This is a genomic window from Novispirillum itersonii, assembly GCF_014205675.1.
Classification (GTDB): domain Bacteria; phylum Pseudomonadota; class Alphaproteobacteria; order Rhodospirillales; family Rhodospirillaceae; genus Novispirillum; species Novispirillum itersonii_A.
Genome location: NZ_JACIIX010000003.1, coordinates 91,855 through 108,968, shown reverse-complemented (window position 1 = coordinate 108,968; position 17,114 = coordinate 91,855). Strand labels below are relative to the sequence as shown.

Below are 17,114 nucleotides of genomic sequence, written 5' to 3'. Positions count from 1 at the left end.
GATCCGGTTTAATATTGTGCCGGGTCTGTCAGGCGGCAGGTCTGGTCAGGCTCAGGTCGGGTCAGGGAAGACTCAGGAAAGGAGACGCAGGTGTCAGACAGGGGCCAACGCTCTCGGGTGTGGGGAAACGGTCTGAAGACGGGGCAGGCAGGATGACCGGGCCGGATGATATTCTGGCTTTGGTGCTCGCGTTTGGGGTTGCCGTGCTGTCGACAGCGGTCCTGCGCCTGACCGGTGGCCCGGCAACCGGAGCCCGCATCGCCGGAGTCGGTCTGCCGATCGGTTTTCTGGCGGCGTGGAGCTGGTTTGCCGGATTCAGTTTCCCCCCGGAAGGCACCTTTGGCCTGACATCTTACATCGCTCTGGCCGGATTGCTGCTCGGGACCCTGCTGGACGCCATGGAGGCGCGGCGGTGGTCCCGGCTGATTGCCACGCTGGGGTTTGTCGGTCTGTGTGTCTGGCTGGCGCTTGGCAGTCCGGACCGGATGCCGGTGGCACCGGTGGCCCGGATTGAGCTGGTTCTGGCCGCCGTGATCCTGACCGTGATGTGGGTGGGGCTGTTGACCCGCCTGAAGGCGGACCGGGTGCCGGGCCGTGGCGCGGACGGTGTGATGATGATCTTTCTGTTGGGGGTCGGGCTGGGACTGGTGGCCCTACAGGCGGAGGCACAGGCGGTGGCCGGGCCCTGTCTGGCGCTGGCGATGGCGGCGGTGGGGACCCTGCTGGTGGTGTGGCCGATGCGCCTGCCGCTGCCGCTGTCAGCGGTTTATGGTGGTGGCGGGGCGGTGCTGGGGCTGGCCCAGTCTCTGGCCGGGTCGCGTCCGGGGACGGTGGTGCCGGTGCTGGTGCTGTCATTGATTCTGTTTGTCGGCCCGACGGCGCGGCGTCTGCCCCGGGCCGCCGGGCTGTCCCCGCTGTGGTTCCTGCTGCTGGGGGCGATCCCGGTCGGGCTGGCAACACTGCTGGCCTATGCCGCCCGCAGCGTCTGATTGGGGGTCTGCGGACGCAAGCGGGTTTTCAGGCTGGGGGAAATCAACTAGGCTGACGGCTTCCTGATCCCGCCGGACAGCGGGTCAGGCGCAGTCTGGATCAGGCGGTGTGACAGCGCGGTACAGCAAGGAGGTCTTCCTTTGGCGGATCAAGAGAAGTCAGACGTGAAACGACCGGTGGTGGCGGTGGTCCTTGGGATCGCGGTCTTGGCGGCGGCTGGTGTGGCGGCTCTTCTGACGCTTGAAGGGGATAAACCCCCGCAGGACCCGCCTGCCCCTGCTTCAGCCCCGTCGGCGGCCTCTGCCCCTGCAAAGCCTGCGGCCCCTCCGGCCCAGAAAGAACCGGCCAAGCCCAAGGCTGCGGCTGTCGGGCCGGGGTTTGATGTGGTCCGGATTGATCCGGATGGGAACACGGTGATTGCCGGGCGTGCCGTGCCGGGCACCGATGTGGTGATTCTGGATGCCGGAAAAGAAATCGGTCATGCCAAGGCTGACGAGCGGGGGGAATGGGTGTTCCTGCCCGACCGGGCCCTGCCGCCGGGCAGCCGGGAACTGAGCCTGCGCGGCGTGGATGAGAAGGGCGGCCCGGTCGACTCCCGCGATGTGGTTGTTCTGGTGGTGCCGGAGCAGAAGGGGGGCAAGACGCTGGCGGTGCGGACGGACCGGGAGACCGGGACCAGCACCATCCTGCAAGGCACCTCGCCGATTCCGGCAGGCAGCGTGATTGTTCTCGACAGTGTTGATTATGATGAAACCGGGGCGCTGTCCCTGCGGGGCCGGACCACGGTGCCGGGGACGGTGCAGGTCTATCTCGATAACGCGCCGGTCGGATCGGTGAAGACGGCTGACGGCAATACATGGTCCCTGAAGCCGGAACCCAAGGCGGCGAAAGGCGACCATACCCTGCGGGCGGACCTGCTGGACGAAAAAGGCAAGGTTGTCGGCCGGATTGAGTTGCCGTTCTCCCGGATTGAGATTGCCGGAATGCCCAACGGTTTGCGGGTGGTGGTGCAGGAAGGCAACAGCCTGTGGCGGATGGCCCGGCGGGCTTATGGCGACGGTCTGGCCTATACCGTTATTTATGATGCCAATAAGGGGCAGATCCGCGACCCTAACCTGATTTATCCGGGGCAGGTTTTTGTTGTGCCCCGCCAGTAACGGGCTGGTGCAGGATCGGAACAGACTCAGAAAGCAGGGGCTTGCCCCGCTCAGAGATGGTGACAGGCCCCGTTGTTTTGCGACGGGGCTTGTTTTTTGAGTCATGCTGAGGTGAGGGGGCTGTTCTGAAGAAAAGGGACAGGGCCTTTGAGGCCGGACTTCAGGAAGTAGAAATGACCCTTATGAGGATCGGTTGATCTGACGGACAACGGAAAGGGCCACCAAGGCCGGAAACATCCGCTGCCAATGTGCGGGCGCAGGGGCATTGCGGCGGACCTAGCCCGGAGATAGTCACTCAGGCAGTTATCGATTATAGAGACTGTCTTACAGAGCGTTTGATTTGAGGGTGGGATGAGACGTCACGAGAATAAGATTTTTCTTATCAAACCCGAATGGATGGCAGCATTTTTCTGCTTTATCGTCGTTCTCTCCAAGCTTGTTTTTGATAATATACCCATTCTGACGCAAGAATTAATACCGGTTGGCGATGCATCTGCGGATATTATTGCAACGCATCGCGTCTATAGCGATTATTTGCTGATCGGTCATTACAACACCAAGGGCGTCAATCACTTCGGGCCCTTCTTTCTTTATGTCCGGTGGCTGACGGAGCTGCTGGTTGGCCCATGGCTTGGGTCGGTGTTTGGCGCGCATCTCCTGGCGACGATGCTGACCAATGCGGCTTCCTTTGCACTGTTGGCGGCGCTGCTGACCCGTCTGGCGGGCGGGGGGGCCCGTGGGGCGGTTGCCGGGCTGACGGCGACCTTCATCGTGCTGCTGCAATTCGCCGGACGCGAATGGTCGGCGTCAACATTCATGTCTTACGTGATCATTGCCCCTTTCTGGGCGTTTCTGGCGGCGGCCGTGCTGCTGCTTTCCGGCTCGGTGTTTGGGTTGGTCACCGCGGCCTTCATCGGGCTCACCCTGATCCACGCTTATATTCCCTTGGCTTTCATCACCTTGTTTCTTTTTCTTTTTTGCTTTGTCTGCGGACGCCGGGAAAGAATGCGCACAACCGGCCGGGATTTCCCTGCTGCGGCCTATCTAACGATTGGCACACTCGCACTCCTCTTCGCCGCGCCAATCATTCTTGATGTCCTCATCAATCCGCCGGGAAACATCGTCAAGGTCTTCATGCTTGCGACCGACCCGGCGCAACCGCGTGAGACATCCTTCAAGATGTTTACCGTCTTTCTCATCCGCACATTCCTGCTGGTTCCGGTCCCCCTGCTGCTATTCGTTGTCCTTGGCGCGATAATCGCGATCCGGACCGGACGGCATGGTGTTCTGATCCGTCGCCTGGCTGTCGTGAGTGCTCTCGTTCTGGCCGCCGCCATCGTGATTTATGCGCCGGTTCCCGGATATCCCCGTGAATATCAGGGCGTTTTTCTGAATGGGCCTTTGATTCTCGCTGTTGCCATCGGCTGCATGTCCGGCGTTCTGGCGCTGTGGCGGATCAACCCGAAGCTTGCCGTCACCGCCATGGTCGGCAGCCTGCTGTTTCCCGTCCTGCTGCTGTCGTTCTCATCCCCGAACACACGGTGGCTGGAGCCTGAACTGAAACAGATCGCCCGGTTCATTGCCGCAGAAAATCCGCGGGATGCCGGGCCGGAGATGGTGTCAATCCGCGGCGGAAAAAGAATCGTCTCCGGCCTTTTGGTGGAACTGGAAAAAGACCATCTGAAAGTCTGTTATCCTGATAAAAAGGCTGAGTATTATTTTACTCCCAGCCATATCTGTCCGCCGGACTCAAAGGGCAATATTCCTTCTTATAAGGTTATCCCTGCGCCTCCCTGCATCAACCGCACGAGGACGAAGCCGGATCTGCGCAGCAAACTTTCGCCACTCGGGCAGGCTGTGTTGGATGTGATTGATCAGCCCTTCTTTCGGCCGATCGGCCTGAAGGCCATGGCGTTTCTTCGATCCCCTGTTCCGGAAAAGCTGACAAATAACCCGGCAGACGACTGTCAGGAGATCGAGCCGCCGCCCGGTAACACCCTGATCACGGTATGCGGATTTTCCCGGGGGTGTCATGCCCTGTTGCGGGAGACGGAAATTCCGTAGGGTCGCGGTTTCTTGGGGACCGCTGGCCGGCGGCAGGGGATGCGGCGGCGTGCTGGATCCAGCCCGAGCCGGGCAAGATCGTTCTGATGCCCAGCTATTTCCATCATCGCACGGTGCCGCTGGGGGTGGAGCAACGCCGTATCTGTGTCGCTTTTGAGATCTATCCCGAGGATTCTCCGGTCCTGAAAAATTCAGAATCTGGGATCGTGTCTGATCGTGAAAGCGTCTCTCAACGCCTTGCCGGCGACGTTACCGGCCCCGGGGACTGTCTGTTCGGACTGGCCGGAATGTCGCACCGCTTTGTTGATATTGGCCCGGACTTTGTGACGTGGGTGGTGTTCCGGGGGCCGAAAGGCGGCGAGGCGGCCTGATCCCGCCGTCCCTCCGGGTGGGCGGACTTGGCCTTTTGGCGGGGGGCATGGTAGGGTGCGGCCAGTCTTTACTCTGCGGATATGACGACGCCTGTGACTGACGTTTCTTCCCCGGCCCCCGCTTCTGCCCCTGCTGTTCCCGGCGAGCCTGCCGCTGCGGCGCAGCCGCCGGGCAAGCGGTCCACCGCCACCCTGACCCGCCGCCTGTATGATGAAGCAATGCGCCCCTATCTGGGGCGGATCATTCTGGCACTGATCCTGATGGGGATCACGGCGGCGGCACAGGGGGCGACGGCGTGGTTGATGGAGCCGGTGGTGGACTGGGTGTTCGCCCAGAAATCCTCCGCCCTGCTGTGGCCGGTGGCGCTGGCGGTGCTGTCGACCTTCGCCGTGAAAGGCACGGCGGAATACTTCCAGTCCTCGGTGATGTCCGATGTGGGCCTGCGGATCATTGCGGATCTGCAACAGCGTCTGTTCGCCCATCTGCTGACGCTGGATGCCGCCTTCTTCGGGCGGATCAGCTCGGGCAATCTGGTGTCGCGCTTTCTGGTCGATATCAACCAGATGCGCAACGGGGTTTCCAATGCCATCACCGGCATGGGGAAGGATACCCTGACGGTGGTGGCGCTGGTCGGGGTGATGTTCTATCAGGACTGGCTGCTGGCCCTGCTGGCGTTTTTCGTGTTCCCGGTGGCGATTTATCCGATTGTCCGGCTGGGGCGGCGGATGCGCAAGGTGACCGTCAACACGCAGGAACAGATGGGGGCTCTTAATACGGTTCTGGAACAATCCTTTCAGGGGATCCGGATGGTGAAATCCTATGGGTTGCAGGCCCATGAGGAAGCCAAGGTCCAGACCCTGTCGGAAGAGATTTACCGCCTGACCCTGAAGGGATCCAACACCCGCGCCCTGTCCAGCCCGATCATGGAAACGCTGGGCGGCGCGGCGGTGACGGTGGTGATCATTTACGGCGGATACCGGGTGATTGCCGATACCACCACCACCGGGGCCTTTTTCAGCTTTATCACCGCGCTGCTGATGGCCTATCAGCCGATGAAGAATCTGGCCCGCCTGAACACCAACCTTCAGGAAGGTCTGGCCGGGGCGCAGCGCCTGTTTGACCTGCTGGATACCCGCACCCGGATTGTTGAAGCCCCGGAGGCCCGGCCGCTGGCGGTATCCGGCGGTGCGGTGCGGTTCCGCGATGTCCGCTTTTCTTACGATGACGGCACCGAGGCCCTGTCCGGGGTGACTCTGGATATCAAGGCCGGACAGACGGTGGCGCTGGTCGGCCCGTCCGGGGCCGGTAAGACAACCATCCTGAACATGATCCCCCGCTTTCATGATGTGTCTGCCGGGGAGATCACCATTGACGGTCAGGATATCCGGACGGTGACGCTGAAGTCCCTGCGGGCGGCGACGGCGCTGGTCAGTCAGGAAGTGGTGCTGTTTGACGATACGGTCCGCGCCAACATCGGCTTCGGCAACCCGGGGGCCGGGCAGGACGAAATTGAGACGGCGGCCCGGATGGCGGCGGCGCATGAATTCATCATGGCTCTGCCGCAGGGCTATGACACCGTGGTCGGTCAGCGTGGCATGAAGCTGTCCGGCGGCCAGCGGCAACGTCTGGCCATTGCCCGGGCCCTGTTAAAGAATGCGCCGATCCTGCTGCTGGACGAAGCGACCAGTGCGCTGGATACCGAGAGTGAACGGCAGGTGCAGGCGGCGCTGGAAACCCTGATGACCGGGCGGACCACGCTGGTGATCGCGCACCGCCTCTCGACGGTGGTGCATGCCGATGTGATTCATGTCATCGACGGTGGCCGGGTGATTGAAAGCGGATCCCACGATCAGCTTCTGGCGCTGGATGGGGCTTATGCCCATCTCTATGCCCTACAGTTTGCTGCTGAAAAGGCGGCGGTGCAGGACGGACAGGGATAACCGGAAGCCAGAGGACCGGGACGGGGCAATGATCAAACGGCTGCTGAGAAGTGATGGACTGCGCGCTTTCGCCTGCTGGCTGGGGGCCCAGTATGTGCGTCTGGTGTGGCACACCGGGCGGTGGACGGTGGAAAACGATGCCCTGCCGCGCCGGATGTGGGCGGAGGGCAAGCCGTTCATCCTGTCGTTCTGGCATGGGCATCTGTTGATGATGCCCTATTGCTGGGACCGTTCGAAGAAAATGCACATGCTGATTTCCCAGCATCGTGACGGGCAGATCATTGCCCGGCTGATCAGCCATTTGGGTCTGGGGGCGGCGGCGGGAAGCTCCAGCCGGGGCGGTTCGGGGGCCCTGCGGCAGATGCTGAAAGCCCTGAAATCCGGGGAGTATGTCGGGATTACTCCGGACGGGCCGCGCGGCCCCCGGATGCGGGCCAGCGACGGGGTGATTGCCATGGCCCGGCTGGCCGGGGTGCCGATCATTCCCTGTGCCTATTCCTGCCGGGGCCGCAGACAACTCCGGTCGTGGGACCGCTTTCAGGTCGCGTTGCCTTTCACCGAGGGTCTGATCCTGTGGGGGGACCCGATTACGGTGGAGGCCGGTCTGGATGCTGCCGGTCTGGAGGCCAGACGGCTGGAGATTGAAACCGCGATGACGGCGCTGGCCCGTCAGGCGGAGGTCCGGATGGGGCATACCCCGACGGAGCCGGAGCCGCCGGGGCCGCCGCGCACCAAAAGCAAAAAGGCCGCGCCATGATCGGTGCCGCCTATCGCGGGCTGGTTCTGGCCGGAACGCCGCTGCTGGATCTATGGTTGCGGCGGCGGCAGGCGCGGGGGAAAGAAGATCATCTGCGCTGGCGGGAGCGGCGGGGGCTGGCGGGGCTGCCCCGCCCGGCGGGCCGGGTGCTGTGGGTGCACGGGGCCAGCGTCGGCGAGTCCCTGTCCGTCCTGCCGCTCCTGACGCGCCTCGGGCAGGCGTGCCCCGGCTGGTCGGTGCTGCTGACCACCGGAACGGTGACCTCCGCCGCCCTGCTGGCGGACCGGCTGACGGCGGATCCGGCCCTGTCCCATGTCTGCCATCAGTATGTGCCGGTGGATCATCCGCTGTGGGTGCGGCGGTTTCTTGATCATTGGAAACCCGATGCCGCCCTGTGGCTGGAAAGCGAACTGTGGCCGACCCTGATCCACGCCCTTGGCCGCCGCCGGGTGCCCTTGGTGCTGATCAACGGCCGGATGTCGGAGCGGTCGTTCCGGCGTTGGCAGAACCTGCCCGGCTTTGCCCGCTCCCTGCTGGCCCCGTTCACCCTGTGTCTGGGCCAGACGGAGGGGGATGCCGACCGCCTGCGGGCACTGGGGGCCCGGCAAAGCCGCTGTGTCGGTAACATCAAGATGGCGACTCCGCCGCTGCCGGTGGATCCGGCGACGCAGGCGGTCTTGCGGGCCGCGGTCGGGGATCGTCCCTGCTGGCTGGCGGCCTCGACCCATGCCGGGGAAGAGGCGGTGGCGGCAGCGGTCCACCGGGCTCTGGCGGCAGAAATACCCGGGCTGCTGACCCTGATCGCCCCGCGCCATCCGCTGCGGGCGGAGGAGATTATGGCAGGCCTGCCGGGGATGCGGCTGACCCGTCGTCAGCAGGCGGGGGCAGGGGCGGTGTTGCCGGATGCGGAGACAGAGATCTATCTGGCCGATACCATGGGGGAAATGGGGCTGCTGTACCGTCAGGCCCCGGTGTCCTTCATCGGTAAATCCCTGATCGGGCAGGGCGGGCAGAATCCGGTGGAGGCGGCCCGGCTGGGGACGGCGGTGGTCTTCGGGCCGCATATGCAGAATTTCCCGGAGCTGGCGCCGCGCCTGCTGGCCTGTGGCGGGGCGGTGGCGGTGTCGGATGGGGAGTCTCTGGCCGCCACCGTGCGGATTCTGCTGACCGATCCGGCCCGACGGGCTGCCGTTGCCGGGGCCGGGCAGGGCTTTGCCACGGCGGAAGCCGATGTTCTGGACCGGGTGGTGGCTGAGCTGATGCCAATCCTGCGGGGAGGGGAGTCATGAAGACACCGTTCTGGTGGGGCAGTGATGGGCCGATTCCCCGCCTTCTGGATCCGCTGGGGATGATCTACGGGGCCGCCACCGGCTGGCGGCTGGCCCGGGGGACCCCGTGGAAGGCTCCGGTGCCGGTCCTCTGTGTTGGCAATGTCACGGCAGGTGGGGCCGGAAAGACCCCGGTCTGTCTGGATCTGTTGCGGCGTCTGCCGGGGGTGCAGGGCCTGCTGCGGGGGTACGGCGGTGACGAGCCGGGGCCGCTGCGGGTGGATCCGTCCGTGCATGGCTATCAGCAGGTCGGGGATGAATCCCTGCTGCTGGCGCAGGTGGCCCCGACATGGATTGCCCGCGACCGCGCTGCCGGGGCCAAAGCCATGGCCGCGGCGGGGGCGCAGGGCATTATCATGGACGATGGTCTCCAGAACCCGTCCCTGCATAAGGACCTGTCCCTGCTGGTGGTCGATGGTGGTTTCGGGTTCGGCAACCGGCGGGTCATTCCGGCCGGACCGCTGCGGGAGCCGTTGCGGCAGGTGTGGGACCGGGTCTCTGCCGTGGTGATCGTCGGCGAGGACACCGCCGGGGTGGCCCGCCGGATTCCGTCGGCGATACCGGTTCTGCGGGCGCGGGTGGTTCCGTCAGCGTCGGCGCTGGCTTTGCGGGGGCAGACGGTGGTGGCCTTTGCCGGGATCGGCCGTCCGGAAAAATTCTTTGCCACCCTGCGCCATCTGGGGGCCAAGGTGGTGGCACTTCATCCCTTTGCCGATCACTATCCCTATGCGCAGGCCGATGTGCAGCCGATTCTGGATGAGGCCTATCAACTGGGGGCGATTCCGGTGACGACCGCCAAGGATGCGGTGCGCCTGCCGCCGGATCAGCGCGGACAGGTCAATGTCCTGTCGATTGATCTGGTGTGGGAAGATGAGGTGGCGCTGAGGGCCGTTCTGTCCGGTGCCTTTGCATCGGCCTTGCCGTCGTGTTAGACGCTGCTGATCTATCCTCTGTCTCTTTGTGCTGACAACCAGTCCGGAGTCCCATGACCGATACCCCGACCCTGCCGTTCCGCTATCGTCTTGAGGCGTTTTTCGTCAATGGCCTGTGGCGTCTGTTTGCAGCGCTGCCGGTGGATACCGCGTCCAACATCGGGGCCGCGTTGATAACCCGGATCGGCCCGATGCTGAAACAGCACCGGCTGGCCCGGCGCAATCTGGAAAAAGCCTTTCCGGAGAAGACCCCGGAGCAGATCGGGGCGATTCTGCATGACATGTGGGATAACCTGGGCCGGTCAGCGGCAGAAATGCCAAGCATGGACCGGATCCTTGACCCGGCCAGTGGTCGGGTCACCGTGACCGGGCAGGAACATCTGGACATGCTGCGGGATGATGGTCTGCCGGGAATCATGGTTTCCGGCCATCTCGCCAACTGGGAAATCTCCCCGCTGGCGGTGGCCCGGCAGGGGGTGCCGCTGCACCTGTTTTTCCGGGCCCCCAACAATCCGCTGATTGCCCCGCTGTATGACAAGATCCGGGCCCTCGCCAAGGGCGAGCTGTTGCCGAAGGGCCGTGACGGAGCCCGCCGGGCCCTGAAACTGCTGAAAGATGGCGGCCATCTCGGCATGCTGGTCGATCAGAAGATGAACGACGGGATTCCGGTGCCGTTTTTCGGTCGCCCGGCGATGACCGCCCCCGCCGCCGCTGCGCTGGCGCTGCGGTTCAAATGCCCGATTGTGCCGACTCAGGTGGTGCGGACCGGTCCGGGCCGGTTCGCGGTGACCGTTCATGCCCCGCTGAAGCCGGATGATCTGCTGGGCAGCCATGACTCCCAGCTGGAGATCATGACCCGCATCAATACTCTGCTGGAAGACTGGATCCGCCAGAATCCGGCACAGTGGCTGTGGGTGCACCGCCGCTGGCCGGATTAAGAGGGGGCCGGTCCGGCTGTTTCCCGTGAAACATTTTTGGGGAACAGTTTCGGGAAAACAGCCGTATTGGACTCAGCCGCGCGACGGCACCATCACGGTGGCTTCGCCGTCGATCACCACCTTGCCCTTGACCAGACACTGGGTGCGGAACAGGCAGAACTTCTTTTCCGGGACCGTGCCGATGCATTCCACCCGGGCGGTGACGGTATCGCCGATCCGCACCGGGGCCTTGAATTTCAGGCTCTGGCTGACGTAGATGCAGCCCGGCCCCGGCAGCTTGGTGCCAAACACGGTGGAAATGAACCCGGCTGACAGCATGCCGTGGGCAATACGGCTCTTGAACAGGGTGGTTTCGGCGAACTCTTCGTTCAGGTGCACCGGGTTGGTGTCGCCCGACACGCCGGAGAACAGGATGATGTCCGTCTCGGTGACAGTTTTGGCGTAGGTGGCGCTCATCCCTTCGGCGATGTCTTCGAAATAAAACAGGATCGGGCTGTCGGTGGTCATCGGAGGGTCTCCGCTGGAGTTAGGGCCGTATGTGCCGGGGCATCGTCAGAAAAAAGACACCGGTTCTGCGGTTAAAAACCGGATGCAGATCAGGAGTATAGAAACCTGTGATGCATCGCGGTAGGGAAGAAAGCGTGACCACAGGCCGGGACCGCCGTATGGTTTGCCGTCACGACAGCCTGTTTGTCAGAAAGGGTCTCAACGGATGCGTAAATCGGGGTCTGCTGTGCTGGCCGGGGCCATTGTCGGCGTGCTTCTGATGTCTGGCTGCGCTGCCAGGCCGGACTGGAGCAAGCCGGGGGTGCCGACCAAAAAAGTGACGGAAGACTGGAATTACTGCCGGGCCGATGCCAACGAAGACGCCGGTGTCCGCATTTACGATGGGGATGGCGGCGGGGCGCTCCAGATGGGCACCATCGAGGCGAAGCAGCGCAAGGAGGCCTATAGCCGGTCTCTGGAAGCCTGTATGACCAATCTGGGCTACCGCCGGACCCCGCGCTGAAGGGCGGGGGCGGAGCGGGGGAGACCCCCGCTCCGGTCCGGTCAGGCGGCGACCTTCTGCTCATCCAGCAGGGTGACGATATCGGCCATGATGCCGGTCAGGTCATAGTCTTTCGGAGTGTAGACCCGGGCGACTCCGGCTTCCAGCAGCAGGCGTTCATCTTCCGGCGGGATGATGCCGCCGACAATCACCGGAATATCCTCCAGCCCATTGGCCTTCATCCGCTCCAGCACTTCCGTCACCAGCGGCACATGCGATCCGGACAGAATCGACAGGCCGACGACGTGGACGCTTTCTTCCAGCGCGGCGTTGACGATCTGCGCCGGGGTCAGGCGGATGCCTTCGTACACCACTTCCATCCCGGCATCGCGGGCGCGGACCGCGACCTGTTCCGCCCCGTTGGAATGGCCGTCAAGGCCCGGCTTGCCGACCAGCATCTTGATCCGGCGGCCCAGACGGGCCGACACCGCATCAACATGGGTGCGGACATCGGCGAGCCGTCCGGTCTTTTCTTCGTTGGCGGCGCGGCCGACTCCGGTCGGGGCGCGGTATTCGCCGAACACCTGACGCAGCACGTCTGACCATTCGCCGGTGGTGACCCCGGCATGGGCACAGGCGATGGACGGTTCCATCACATTGCGGCCTTCCTGGAGGGCGGAGCGCAGACCGGCCAGCGCCGAGTCGACCGCCTTGGAGTCGCGGCTGGCCCGCCACGCCTTCAGGGCTTCGATCTGTTCACTCTCCACCTTCGGATCGACGGTCATGATCGCGCCGTCCCCGGCGGTCAGCGGGCTGGGGGCGCCTTCGGTGAACTTGTTGACGCCGACCACGATCTGCTCGCCCGATTCGATCGCCTTCAGGCGGCGGGTGTTCGATTCGACCAGCTTCTGCTTCATGTAGCTGGAGTCGATGGCGGCCACCGCGCCGCCCATGGCATCAATCCGCGCCAGCTCTTCGCGGGCCTGCGCCTTCAGGGCCTCCACCTTGTCGGTGATGGCGTGCGAGCCGTCGAAGATATCGGCGTATTCCAGCAGATCGGTCTCATAGGCGACGATCTGTTGCAGGCGCAGGGACCACTGCTGATCCCACGGGCGCGGCAGGCCAAGCGCCTCGTTCCAGGCCGGAAGCTGCACGGCGCGGGCGCGGGCATTTTTCGACAGGGTGACGGCCAGCATTTCCAGCAGGATGCGGTAGACGTTGTTTTCCGGCTGCGGCTCGGTCAGGCCAAGGCTGTTGACCTGCACCCCATAGCGGAAGCGGCGGAATTTTTCGTCGGCGACGCCGTAGCGGTCGCGGGTGATCTCATCCCACAGCTCGGTGAACGCCCGCATCTTGCACAGCTCGGTAACAAAGCGGATGCCGGCGTTGACGAAGAAGCTGATGCGGCCGACCACCTGCCCGAAGTCAGCGTCCGGCACCTGCCCGCCAGCCTTGACGGTATCCAGCACGGCGATCGAGGTGGCCAGCGCGAAGGCCAGTTCCTGTTCCGGCGTCGCTCCGGCTTCCTGAAGGTGATAGGAACAGACGTTCATCGGGTTCCACTTGGGAACTTCCTTGTAGGTGAAGGCGATGACGTCGTTGATCAGCCGCAGGCTCGGCTGCGGCGGGAAGATGTAGGTCCCGCGCGACAGGTATTCCTTGATGATGTCGTTCTGGGTGGTGCCGGACAGGGTATCCCGCGCCGCGCCCTGCCGTTCCGCCGCCGCGATGTACAGCGACAGCAGCCACGCCGCCGGGGCGTTGATGGTCATCGAGGTGTTCATCTTGTCGAGGGGGATCCCCTCGAACAGGGCCATCATGTCCCCCAGATGTCCGACCGGCACCCCGACCTTGCCGACCTCGCCCCGGGCGAGGACATGGTCGGAGTCATACCCGGTCTGGGTCGGCAGGTCGAAGGCCACCGACAGGCCGGTCTGGCCCCGCGAAAGATTCGTTCGGAAGAGATGGTTGGTCTCCCGGGCCGAGGAATGCCCCGAATAAGTGCGGAAAAGCCAGGGTTTGTCCCGGTTTTGCGCTGCGGAAGAGGCGGCGGAAACGGGCTTCTCGGACATCGGTTTCTCCATCATCACGCGTTTTTCAGACGGGGAACAGCCTCTGAGTGGCGGAAAACGCGAACGTTTATTACTTTTGGGAACATCCCTAAGAAAGAAACTATCATTTTGTGCATTGCGAAGGAAGCCACAAAACGGTAGAAGCGAAGAAAGGGCGCACCAAAAACCCCCCGGAACCGACCGCTCCAACCGGCCGTGTCTCCGGGTCCTGAACGCAGACGCCAGACCGAATCGAAACCGTTTCCGCCCGCCGTGCGGCGCCATCAGCGCCCGGCCGCGACTCGAGAGAAAAGGGAGTTCCACGTCATGACCGAAGCCGCTCAGGTGATCGAGCTGTTCCCCGGCCAGCAGAAGAAAGATCTGTACGAACTGGGCGAGCTGCCGCCCCTCGGCCATGTGCCGAAAACCATGTACGCCTGGGCGATCCGCCGCGAACGCCACGGCGACCCGGAGCAGTCCTTCCTGGTGGAAGTGGTTGAAACCCCGCCGCTGGATTCGCACGAAGTGCTGATCATGGTGATGGCGGCGGGCGTCAATTACAACGGCGTCTGGGCCGGTCTCGGCAAGCCGATCAGCCCGTTTGACGTCCACAAGGCCGATTACCACATTGCCGGGTCCGATGCCTCGGGCATCGTCTGGGCGGTCGGCTCCAAGGTGAAGCGCTGGAAGGTCGGCGACGAAGTGGTGGTTCACTGCAACCAGACCGACGGCGAAGACGACGAATGTAACGGCGGCGACCCGATGTTCTCGCCCAGCCAGCGGATCTGGGGCTACGAGACCCCCGATGGCTCCTTTGCGCAGTTCACCCGCGTGCAGGCGCAGCAGGTGATGCCGAAGCCGAAGCACCTGACCTGGGAAGAGGCGGCCTGCTACACCCTGACGCTGGCCACCGCCTACCGCATGCTGTTCGGCCACCGTCCGCACATCATCCGCCCCGGCCACAATGTGCTGGTGTGGGGGGCGTCCGGCGGTCTGGGGTCGATGGCGGTGCAGCTGTGCGCCACCGTCGGGGCCAATGCCATCGGCATCATCTCCGACGAGACCAAGCGTGACTTCGTCATGAGCCTTGGGGCCAAGGCGGTGCTGAACCGCAATGACTTCAAGTGCTGGGGTCAGCTGCCGAAGGTCAACGGGGAAGGCTTCTCTGAATACATGGGCGAAGTCCGCAAGTTCGGGAAAGCGATCTGGGACATCACCGGCAAGGGCAAAGACGTCGATATCGTCTTTGAACATCCGGGCGAACAGACCTTCCCGGTGTCATGCAACGTGGTGAAGCGCGGCGGCATGGTGGTGTTCTGCGCCGGGACCACCGGCTTCAACCTGACCTTCGATGCCCGCTTCGTGTGGATGCGCCAGAAGCGCATTCAGGGCAGCCACTTCGCCCATGCCAAGGAAGCCAATCAGGCCAACCAGCTGGTGATCGAACGCCGGATTGACCCCTGCATGTCGGAAGTCTTCTCGTGGGATGATATTCCGAAGGCCCACACCAAGATGCTGCGCAACCAGCACAAGCCGGGCAACATGGCGGTGATGGTGCAGGCTGTGAAGCCGGGCCGCCGCACCCTTGAGGACAGCCTCGACGCCTGAGGTCCCCCCTAAATCCCTGCGGGCCGGGGGAAATTCCTCCGGCCCGCAGGGTCCGTCTCCTGCTTATTCCAGTGTCTCCGGGGAGTTGCCGATCATGTCCGCCATGGGCAAGCCGCTGATTATTTCCGACCTTCTGTACACCTGCGAACGGGCCTGTGAACTGGCCCGCGACGTCCGCAAGACCCTGCATGACGCCGTGCTGAAACTGGTGGCCCCGGAAGGAAAAATTGACAGCCTGCTGTTTGAGCAGAACCAGCATGCCGCCCACGGCTATGCCTGGTACACCACCTATGTGGCGGCGCTGGAACAGATGCTGGCGTGGGGCCGCCGTCTGGAGGCTTCCGGCCGCTTCGGCGAGCTGGAACAGCTGATCCTTCAGGCCGCGTTCTCGGAATATCTCCAGCAGATTTACGGCGGTCTGCCGATGAGTCAGGGCGAGTTCGTCCGGCTGGCGGATTTTGGGATCGAGGTGCGCCAGCGCCAGCTGATGCAGTCGCCCTATACCACCCTGCTGCGCGAACACGGCTTCACCGCTGCCTGTAAGAAGCGCATTGCCGAACTGGTGCGCGATGGTCACTTCGGTGATCCGGCGCTGGATGACGAAACCCTGCAGGTGATCCGTGATCAGTTCCGCCGCTTTGTCGAAGAGCAGGTGGTGCCGCATTGCCATGACTGGCATCTGAAGGACGAGCTGATCCCGCTGGAGATCGTCGAGCAGATGGCCGAGATGGGCGTCTTTGGCCTGACCATCCCCGAAGAGTTCGGCGGGCTGGGCATGGGCAAGATGGCGATGTGTCTGGTGACGGAAGAACTGTCGCGCGGCTACATCGGCGTCGGTTCCCTCGGCACCCGGTCGGAAATCGCCGGGGAGCTGATCCGTCTGGGCGGCACCGAAGCCCAGAAGCAGAAGTATCTGCCGAAGATCGCCAGTGGCGAGATCCTGCCGACGGCGGTGTTCACCGAACCCAACACCGGGTCTGACCTTGCCAGCCTGCGCACCCGCGCCGTCCGGCAGGGCGATGACTATGTGGTCACCGGCAACAAGACGTGGATCACCCATGCCAGCCGGTCAGACCTGATGACCCTGCTGACCCGGACCAATCCGGACGAAAGCGGTTACAAGGGTCTGTCGATGCTGCTGGCCGAAAAGCCGCGTGGCACGGAAGACACTCCGTTCCCGGCCGAGGGCATGACCGGCGGCGAGATCAAGGTTCTCGGCTACAGGGGCATGAAGGAATACGAACTGTCTTTCGACGGCTTCACCGTTCCGGCCGAAAACCTGCTGGGCGGCGTCGAGGGTCAGGGCTTCAAGCAGCTGATGGAAACCTTCGAGTCGGCCCGCATTCAGACGGCGGCCCGCGCCGTCGGGGTGGCCCAGAATGCGTTGGAAATCGGCCTGCGCTATGCACAGGACCGTGTCCAGTTCGGTAAGCCGCTGTTTGACTTCCCCCGGGTGCATCAGAAGATCGCCTGGGCGGTGGTGGAAACCATGGTGGCCCGTCAGCTGACGTGGTTCGCCGGGCGCGAGAAGGACGCCGATATCCGCTGCGATATCGAAGCCGGGATGGCCAAGCTGCTGGCGGCCCGTGTCGCGTGGTCCAACGCCGATAACGCCCTGCAGATTCACGGCGGCAATGGCTATGCCGAGGAATACCAGATCAGCCGGGTGCTGTGTGATTCCCGCATCCTCAACATCTTTGAAGGGGCGGCGGAAATTCAGGCTCAGGTGGTGGCGCGTGGTCTGCTGACCCGCTGATCCACCGGACCGGGACTGTTCCCGGTGGCGTTCTGCCCGGGGGGGTGACTCTGGGGCAGGGCGCGACGCACCACCGGGAACATTGGGGGCACCGCTGATTGGCCGCAGCGGTGCCCCTTGTTTTTTGACGGGGGTCCGTATTCGCGAAAACTTTTCTTGATCCGGGCCGGGACAGACCCCACCTTGAGGGGAAGGGGATTGCCGCCACCCCGGGACCGGCGGCACAGACCGTA

The 17,114-nt window shown here is 63.7% G+C and carries 14 protein-coding genes and 1 pseudogene; 13 read left to right on the top strand and 2 right to left on the bottom strand.

Annotation, left to right across the window (positions count from 1 at the left end; translation table 11 throughout):
- The first annotated feature begins 152 nt into the window (after positions 1-152).
- The 10 genes and pseudogenes from FHS48_RS05525 to FHS48_RS05480 all read left to right on the top strand — a co-directional run bounded on the left by FHS48_RS05525 (position 153) and on the right by FHS48_RS05480 (position 10,478).
- Positions 153-989 carry a hypothetical protein gene (locus FHS48_RS05525; RefSeq protein WP_184262205.1) on the top strand — a complete coding sequence of 279 codons (837 nt, stop codon included), beginning with the start codon at positions 153-155 and terminating at the stop codon, positions 987-989.
- Between the two features lie 165 nt (positions 990-1,154).
- Positions 1,155-2,147 (top strand): LysM peptidoglycan-binding domain-containing protein, encoded by a 993-nt coding sequence (locus FHS48_RS05520; RefSeq protein ID WP_311769087.1) that lies wholly within the window; start codon positions 1,155-1,157, stop codon positions 2,145-2,147.
- Between the two features lie 351 nt (positions 2,148-2,498).
- Positions 2,499-4,211, top strand: a complete 1,713-nt coding sequence (locus FHS48_RS05515) for a hypothetical protein (RefSeq protein WP_184262203.1) — start codon at positions 2,499-2,501, stop codon at positions 4,209-4,211.
- Positions 4,157-4,357 (top strand): annotated as a pseudogene (locus FHS48_RS20395) (putative 2OG-Fe(II) oxygenase); the annotation flags it as partial. The gene FHS48_RS05515 and the pseudogene FHS48_RS20395, both read left to right, overlap by 55 nt.
- Positions 4,358-4,417: 60 nt before the next feature.
- A complete protein-coding gene (locus FHS48_RS20390) occupies positions 4,418-4,582 on the top strand; it encodes a hypothetical protein (protein WP_184262642.1) in 165 nt (54 codons plus the stop codon).
- A gap of 93 nt (positions 4,583-4,675) precedes the next feature.
- On the top strand, positions 4,676-6,523 hold the full coding sequence (locus FHS48_RS05500) for an ABC transporter ATP-binding protein (RefSeq protein ID WP_184262201.1): 1,848 nt from the start codon (positions 4,676-4,678) through the stop codon (positions 6,521-6,523).
- A 28-nt stretch (positions 6,524-6,551) separates the two neighbouring features.
- Positions 6,552-7,280 carry a lysophospholipid acyltransferase family protein gene (locus FHS48_RS05495; RefSeq protein WP_184262199.1) on the top strand — a complete coding sequence of 243 codons (729 nt, stop codon included), beginning with the start codon at positions 6,552-6,554 and terminating at the stop codon, positions 7,278-7,280.
- On the top strand, positions 7,277-8,569 hold the full coding sequence (locus tag FHS48_RS05490) for a 3-deoxy-D-manno-octulosonic acid transferase (protein WP_184262197.1): 1,293 nt from the start codon (positions 7,277-7,279) through the stop codon (positions 8,567-8,569). The genes FHS48_RS05495 and FHS48_RS05490 overlap by 4 nt, the downstream gene beginning before the upstream one ends.
- Positions 8,566-9,540 carry a tetraacyldisaccharide 4'-kinase gene (lpxK, locus tag FHS48_RS05485; RefSeq protein ID WP_184262195.1) on the top strand — a complete coding sequence of 325 codons (975 nt, stop codon included), beginning with the start codon at positions 8,566-8,568 and terminating at the stop codon, positions 9,538-9,540. Before FHS48_RS05490 ends, lpxK begins: the two co-directional genes overlap by 4 nt.
- Positions 9,541-9,593: 53 nt before the next feature.
- Positions 9,594-10,478, top strand: a complete 885-nt coding sequence (locus tag FHS48_RS05480; protein WP_184262193.1) for an LpxL/LpxP family acyltransferase — start codon at positions 9,594-9,596, stop codon at positions 10,476-10,478.
- 72 nt (positions 10,479-10,550) lie between these two features.
- Here FHS48_RS05480 and FHS48_RS05475 read toward each other — a convergent pair whose 3' ends face one another.
- Positions 10,551-10,985, bottom strand: a complete 435-nt coding sequence (locus tag FHS48_RS05475; RefSeq protein WP_184262191.1) for a MaoC family dehydratase — start codon at positions 10,983-10,985, stop codon at positions 10,551-10,553.
- A gap of 205 nt (positions 10,986-11,190) precedes the next feature.
- On the opposite strand from FHS48_RS05475, the gene FHS48_RS05470 reads away from it, so the two are divergent.
- Complete coding sequence (locus FHS48_RS05470) at positions 11,191-11,487, top strand: hypothetical protein (RefSeq protein WP_184262189.1); 297 nt, start codon at positions 11,191-11,193, stop codon at positions 11,485-11,487.
- 41 nt (positions 11,488-11,528) lie between these two features.
- On the opposite strand, the gene FHS48_RS05465 is transcribed toward FHS48_RS05470, so the two are convergent.
- A complete protein-coding gene (locus tag FHS48_RS05465; protein WP_416046504.1) occupies positions 11,529-13,553 on the bottom strand; it encodes a methylmalonyl-CoA mutase family protein in 2,025 nt (674 codons plus the stop codon).
- A 291-nt stretch (positions 13,554-13,844) separates the two neighbouring features.
- Between FHS48_RS05465 and ccrA the strand changes: the two genes are divergently transcribed.
- Positions 13,845-15,125, top strand: a complete 1,281-nt coding sequence (ccrA, locus tag FHS48_RS05460; RefSeq protein ID WP_184262185.1) for a crotonyl-CoA carboxylase/reductase — start codon at positions 13,845-13,847, stop codon at positions 15,123-15,125.
- A 94-nt stretch (positions 15,126-15,219) separates the two neighbouring features.
- The gene (locus FHS48_RS05455; protein ID WP_184262183.1) at positions 15,220-16,881 is read left to right on the top strand and encodes an acyl-CoA dehydrogenase family protein; all 1,662 of its coding nucleotides are present in this window, start codon (positions 15,220-15,222) and stop codon (positions 16,879-16,881) included.
- Positions 16,882-17,114 lie beyond the last annotated feature (233 nt).